At 57.8% G+C, this 4,878-nt stretch carries 4 protein-coding genes, 1 pseudogene and 1 other annotated feature; of the genes and pseudogenes, 1 reads left to right on the plus strand and 4 read right to left on the minus strand.

Annotated elements, in window-relative coordinates; genetic code table 11:
* Positions 1 to 176: 176 nt before the first annotated feature.
* A protein-coding gene (locus BM116_RS18395) for an IS3 family transposase (RefSeq protein ID WP_407920324.1) occupies positions 177 to 1,435 on the plus strand; the annotation gives its coding sequence in 2 pieces (ribosomal slippage) (positions 177 to 456 and positions 456 to 1,435; 1,260 coding nt in all).
* Positions 446 to 577: a sequence feature (AL1L pseudoknot), on the plus strand. Its footprint overlaps the gene before it by 132 nt.
* Here the strand turns inward: BM116_RS18395 and tnpC are convergent.
* From tnpC to BM116_RS18415, 4 genes and pseudogenes are all read right to left on the minus strand, one after another.
* Positions 1,348 to 2,874 (minus strand): IS66 family transposase, encoded by a 1,527-nt coding sequence (gene tnpC / locus BM116_RS18400; RefSeq protein WP_090475323.1) that lies wholly within the window; start codon positions 2,872 to 2,874, stop codon positions 1,348 to 1,350. The two genes, BM116_RS18395 and tnpC, sit on opposite strands and share 88 nt — an antisense overlap.
* Positions 2,875 to 2,924: 50 nt before the next feature.
* Positions 2,925 to 3,260, minus strand: coding sequence for an IS66 family insertion sequence element accessory protein TnpB (gene tnpB, locus BM116_RS18405; RefSeq protein ID WP_169847329.1), 336 nt, complete (start codon positions 3,258 to 3,260; stop codon positions 2,925 to 2,927).
* Entirely contained in the window at positions 3,257 to 3,574 is a 318-nt protein-coding gene (tnpA, locus tag BM116_RS18410) for an IS66-like element accessory protein TnpA (protein ID WP_169847328.1), read from the minus strand. The genes tnpB and tnpA overlap by 4 nt, the downstream gene beginning before the upstream one ends.
* Positions 3,575 to 4,068: 494 nt before the next feature.
* Positions 4,069 to 4,785 (minus strand): annotated as a pseudogene (locus BM116_RS18415) (efflux RND transporter permease subunit); the annotation flags it as partial.
* Between the last annotated feature and the right edge of the window lie 93 nt (positions 4,786 to 4,878).

The raw sequence follows: 4,878 nt of genomic DNA on the forward strand, positions 1-4,878 counted from the left end.
TCCGAAAAACGCGATGTCTTCACGCAAAATTTCCTTGATCCGATTAGGAGAAAATTCTACTTCTGACGAGGGCTGATTTCAGGGGGGATTACCGTAGCTATCGCCCCTTGCTGCCAACCAGGGTGAACCGCCCCGGGTTTCGCGGAGGCTCCACCCTTTGAGAGAATGGAGCCCATATGAGCAAGCACACCAAATTTTCCCCTGAAGTCCGTGACCGGGCCATCCGTATGGTTTATGAGGTCCGGGAGTCCCACACATCGCAGTGGGCCGCCATTGAGGCGGTGGCCAGCAAGATCGGCTGCACCGCCCAGACGTTGAGCAGTTGGATTCGGAAGGCAGCTGCGCCTGCGGCCCCCTCCGCCTCGGCTACTGATGCCCGCGTCAAGGAACTGGAACGTGAGGTTCGTGAGCTCAAGCGAGCTAACGAGATCCTCAAGGTCGCCAGCGCTTTTTTCGCCCAGGCGGAGCCCGACGGGCAGGCCATCCTGCGCCGTTTGAAGTGATCTGGCAGCTGATCGACAAGCACCGGCAAAGCTTTGGAGTCGAGCCACTGTGCCGCGTGTTGCAAGTGTCTCCATCGGCTTACCGGCGCCATGCTGCACGGCTACGTGACCGCTCACGACGCTCCGCCCGAGCGATCCGTGACGAGGAACTTGCTGTACAAATTCACCGTGTCTGGCAGGAAAACTACGAGGTCTACGGGGCTAGGAAAGTCTGGCGGCAGATGCATCGCGAACACCAGGTGGTTGCGCGCTGCACAGTGGAACGGTTGATGCGTGAAATGGGGCTCTGCGGCGTAACGCGGGGCAAAACGGTGAAAACCACACAAGCCGATCCTGACAATGCCAATCCCAGGGATCTGGTAAAGCGCCAGTTCACGGCCGAACGTCCCAATCAGCTCTGGGTCGCCGATTTCACATTCGTTTCAACCTGGCAGGGATTTGCTTATGTGGCGTTCATCGTCGATGTCTACTCACGGTTTATCGTAGGCTGGCGTGTCAGCCGACACATGCGCACAGAGTTTGTTCTGGATGCTCTGGAACAGGCGCTTCACACTCGTCGGCCTGAGCCCCACCGGCTGGTTCATCACAGCGATAGGGGCTCGCAATATCTGTCGATTCGCTACAGCGAGCGGCTGGGCGAAGCTGGCATCGAACCCTCGGTTGGCAATACCGGTGACAGCTACGACAACGCACTGGCAGAGACCATCAACGGCCTCTACAAGACCGAACTGATCCATAAGCGAGGGCCGTGGAAAAGCGTAGACAGTCTGGAGTGGGAAACGCTGAAGTGGGTGACCTGGTTCAACCATCAGCGTAAGCGTACAGGGAATACACCTTGCGCCGGTCAGCCCTGCACCCACCGATGGGGCAGTAGTTGCTCGACCTCGCTAGCCTTCTGCGTCGGCAACCGCGTTAGCACGTCCTTGAGGTAGGCATACGGATCATGGCCATTCATGCGAGCTGACTGGATCAGGCTCATGATTGCAGCCGCGCGTTTACCGCTGCGCAACGATCCAGCGAAGAGCCAGTTTGATCTGCCAAGCGCCCACGGCCTGATCTGGTTCTCGACCGCATTGTTATCGATGGGCACAGCACCATCATCCAGGTAGCGCGTCAGCGCTACCCAGCGTTTCAAGCTGTAGTCCAGTGCCTTGGCTGTGGCCGAGCCCTCAGGCACACGCTCGCGCTGAGCCAACATCCACTCGTGCAGCTTGCCTGCGATGGGCACTGCTACTTTTTGGCGTAATCGCCAGCGATCTTCATTACTCATGTCTTTGGCCTGCCGTTCTACTTCGTACAGCCCGCCGATTGAGTGCAGAGCCTGTTCTGCTAATTGGCTTTTGTTCGCCGCATGCAGGTCGAAGAACTTGCGCCGGGCATGCGCCATGCAGCCGATTTCGGTGATGCCCTGCTCGAAGCCGGCCTTGTAGCCTGCGAAGTCATCGCAGACCAGCTTGCCATTCCAGGTGCCCAGGAAGTTACGCGCATGCTCGCCAGCACGGCTGAGGCTGAAGTCATAGACTACCGCCTTCAGTGCCGAGAACGGCGTAGTGCAGTAGGCCCAGACGTAAGCCCGGTGTGTTTTCTTCTCGCCGGGTGCCAGCATCTGCACCGGTGTTTCATCGGCGTGTACAACGTCCTGAGCTAGCACTGCCTCGCGCAGCGCATCCACCAAGGGCTGGAGCTGCACGCCGGTTTGGCCTACCCACTGCGCCAGCGTCGAACGCGATATGATCAAGCCTGCGCGGCCAAAGATCTTTTCCTGGCGATACAGCGGCAAGTGGTCTGCGAACTTGGCCACCATCACATGGGCCAACAGGCCGGCGGTGGGAATGCCTTTGTCGATCACTTGGGCTGGCACTGGCGCTTGGATCAGTGTTTCGCACTGACGGCAGGCCCACTTGCCACGCACATGTTGCTCGACGGTAAACACGCCTGGCGTGTAATCCAGCTTCTCACTCACATCTTCGCCGATGCGCTCAAGTTGGCACCCGCAGGCACACAGTGTGCTCTCCGGCTCATGGCGGATGACCGTACGTGGGAACTGGGGTGGTAGCGGAGCGCGCTTGGGCTGTTGGCGCGATGAGGTTGCTGCAGGCTCAGGCCGGAGCGCGTTCAGTTCTGCCTCGATAGCCTCAAGGTCGGTGTTGAGCAAGTCATCCAGCAAGCTGCCTTGCGCCGGGCTGATTTGCTCACTGCGCTTGGCGAATTTGTGCCGTTTGAGAATGGCGATCTCGTGAGAGAGTTGCTCGATAACGGTCTTGTCGCGGCGGCTTTCTCTGCCCATGGTGTCGACCTTGGACAGCAACTGCGCAGCGAGGGCGCGCAGCTGTTCGGGCGTCATTTGGTCGAGATTGGGCGAGGAAGTCATGCCGTGGATTTTACCAAAGCACCGCCACGGCCACAGCTGGTAAGCGTGGTTCAGAGCACTGTAATTGCACCGCCGGAACCAATTCGCTGCCATGGCAAGCCGAGTACCAAAGCCTGTAGTTGTTCAGCGTCGAGCTCTGCCTTTAGGCCACGATGCACGCCTGGCCAGTGGAACTTGCCCTGGTTCAGTCGCCGTGCGGCGAGCCAGATGCCTACACCATCATGCACGAGCACTTTCATCCGGTTGGCGCGCTTGTTGGCAAACAGGTAGGCGCAGTGCGGCTGCGCCGCCCCAAATACTGTGACAACGCGGGCCAGCGCTGTGTCCGTGCCTGCTCGCATGTCCAAGGGCTCGGTGGCGAGCCAGATCGAGTCGATGCGAATCATTGCGAGAGACTGCGGATGAAACGTGCACAACCGTCTGGATCTGAGGCGGGCCATTTAACCGTGATGGACTTGCTTCCCAAGGGCAATACGATCACTACCACCTCATCCACTGTGCGCTTGGGTAGCGGTTGCACTGGCACGAAGGCTGGCAGGGTTGTGACGGCTTGATCGCGATAGACCGGCAGCCATTTGCGAATGACGTTGGCGTTGATGCCGTGCCGAATGGCGACGCTGGAAACGGTGGCTCCAGGTTGCAGGCACTCCTGCACGACTTGGGCTTTGAACGGTTTTGGATAAGAGCTTCGTTGGCGCATGTAACTCCTGGCGATAAGGGCAATCGCGTCCGCGAAAAAATAGACGGACACCATCGCCCTTAAAGCTGGAGTTCAAAAGGTGTGTTCACCGGACGCTTACCCATCAGCGCCTGCTGGAGCCAATTGGAAATAGGCCACCGGCCGAGTTTGAGGCACTATATGAACAGAGTCAGGCAACCATATCGGTTGCTGCCTGACTCAAACAAAACAGCCTCCGCGAAACCCGGGGCGGTTCAGGGCAGGTCAGCCGCTGCTCGCATAATCCTTCGTCAGCTCACCTTGGGTGAAAGCCATCAGGTCGAGGAGGCGTATGTAGCGCAGGTCATAGCACTTAGCGCGAGCAAGTTTCTTATTTACCGCTTAGATGCATCAGACCTGCGCCACCAAGGCTGTACTGCCCGCTGCGCCGCTAATGAACTTAGCGCTCCGATAATCAACACGCCCCGTTCTTGCTTGCTAGCAAGAACGGGGCGTTGTGTACCGCCATCCGATATCTAGCTCGTTCTGTCGGCGGCTAGCGCGATTTCTTGCTCCTCCAATTCGTCTTCGCGCCGATGAGCCATCTGGTAGAGCAACGGCAAAACTAATAGCGTTAGCACCGTTGAGGAGAGAATCCCCCCGATTACCACCGTCGCAAGGGGGCGCTGCACCTCTGCACCGGTACCCACATTCAAGGCCATTGGAACGAACCCGAGTGAAGCCACTAGGGCCGTCATCAATACCGGGCGTAGCCGGGTAAGAGCGCCCTCGCGGATCGCGGTGTCCAGAGGCAAACCTTGCTCCCGTAGGCTACGGATGAAGGAGATCATTACCAGGCCATTTAGAACTGCGACGCCTGACAGAGCAATAAAGCCAACACCTGCTGAAATGGACAATGGGATATCTCTGAGCCACAGCGCAACAATGCCTCCCGTGAGCGCAAATGGAATCCCGGTAAAGACCAACAAGCCGTCTTTGACATTGTTGAACATCATGAAAAGCAGAATGAAGACCAGGAGCAGCGCCACGGGGACGACAATCTGCAGCCGCTTCGTTGCCGATTCAAGCTGCTCAAAGGTACCGCCCCAATCGATCCAATAACCTGCCGGGATATCTACCTGAGCCTGGATTTTCTGTTCTGCCTCGGATACGAATGATCCAATGTCCCGACCACGGACGTTTGCACTGACAACAATTCGCCGTTTCCCTTCCTCTCTACTGATCTGATTCGGGTAATCCCCCCTGAAATCAGAGCTCGTCAGAAGTAGAATTTTCTCCTAATCGGATCAAGGAAATTTTGCGTGAAGACATCGCGTTTTTCGGAC

Source organism: Halopseudomonas pachastrellae (assembly GCF_900114765.1).
Classification (GTDB): domain Bacteria; phylum Pseudomonadota; class Gammaproteobacteria; order Pseudomonadales; family Pseudomonadaceae; genus Halopseudomonas; species Halopseudomonas pachastrellae.